This is a genomic window from Mycobacterium sp., assembly GCF_008709575.1.
GTDB lineage: Bacteria > Actinomycetota > Actinomycetes > Mycobacteriales > Mycobacteriaceae > Mycobacterium.
The window spans coordinates 2526-3588 of record NZ_VYIK01000100.1; the positions used below are offsets into that span (position 1 = coordinate 2526).

1 protein-coding gene and 1 pseudogene are annotated in these 1063 nt (G+C 62.4%); one reads left to right on the forward strand and one right to left on the reverse strand.

Going from position 1 to position 1063, the window contains the following annotated elements; all coding sequences use genetic code 11:
- Positions 1-298 precede the first annotated feature (298 nt).
- Positions 299-844 carry a hypothetical protein gene (locus tag F6Q13_RS16490; protein WP_293058818.1) on the forward strand — a complete coding sequence of 182 codons (546 nt, stop codon included), beginning with the start codon at positions 299-301 and terminating at the stop codon, positions 842-844.
- A gap of 5 nt (positions 845-849) precedes the next feature.
- On the opposite strand, the pseudogene F6Q13_RS16495 reads toward F6Q13_RS16490, so the two are convergent.
- Positions 850-1063 (reverse strand): annotated as a pseudogene (locus tag F6Q13_RS16495) (hypothetical protein); the annotation flags it as partial.

A 1063-nucleotide genomic window follows, 5' to 3' on the forward strand; every position in this document is an offset into this window, starting at 1 on the left:
ATCCGCCGCTGCCCCCGTGGCTGCAGAACCCGTCACCGCCGGGTTTTGATGTTCATCCCAGCGAGCCTCCGTTATTCGCCCCGCTCGACCAGCCAGACTTGCCCGCTGCGGCCGGTCCGACGTATACACCACCCAGCGGGCCAATCATCAGTTTGCCGCCGATCTCACATGAGGACGCCGCGAAGGAGGGCGGAGCGGTTGGGATAACCGGGGTCGCGAGTCTGCTGGCTTGGCTTGCCTTGGTCTTCCAACAGAATTGATACCAACCGACCCACCTGCCGACAGCCACCCCCCGGCGGTGGAATCAGTTGTTGACGCGATCGGTCGTTACGTCGCCGACCTGACACTCATCGGCCCAGACCACTCGCCAGGGTGGCTGGCCGCACTACCTAGTCCTACCGGTTGGCAGATCGGCCGCGCCGAAAACAGCCCCGTTCAACCCACCCGCACCGCGGTTCACCGCCACGATCCCTTCGCAGGCTGGGACGCGTGCGAGACGATCAGCGTCTTCGAATTCACCGGTGAACCGCCGGAGGAAGTCGTGCGGCACAACGCTGATTGCACGTTGCGCACCCTTGGCGCTGATGACATCATCGTCTCCACGCCGATAGCCTCGCTGATCCCTGGAGTCACGGCGGTGCGGTGCAGTGGACACATCACCCTTGGCGACCAACAACGTGTCTGGGCCCAATTCAGCACCTACATGAGCGGTGGCACGAAGGGACTCCTTGTTGAGCACGGCATCTTCGTCAAGATCGACCACCAAGCAACTTTGACTGAGGACATCGCCCAGCTCAGCAACACTGTTCAGGGGGCGTTCCTGACCAGCATCGACCGTCGGTGAGCGGGTTATTGCTTCTTGGCCGCATACACCATTCGCGTTGTGCCGTCACGCAGGTCAAAGATCGCGCCGTCAGTCGTGTAGCCCTCGATGGGCCGCAGGCTGTAGTCGTCGGGGATGTCGCCAATTTTGTAGTAGATCCAAATAGCTCGGTGGCCTCGTCGGAGTTGCGTCCAGGGAAGTGGTGTACGAGCCGGTGAGGTCGGCGGGCGTGTCGTAGCC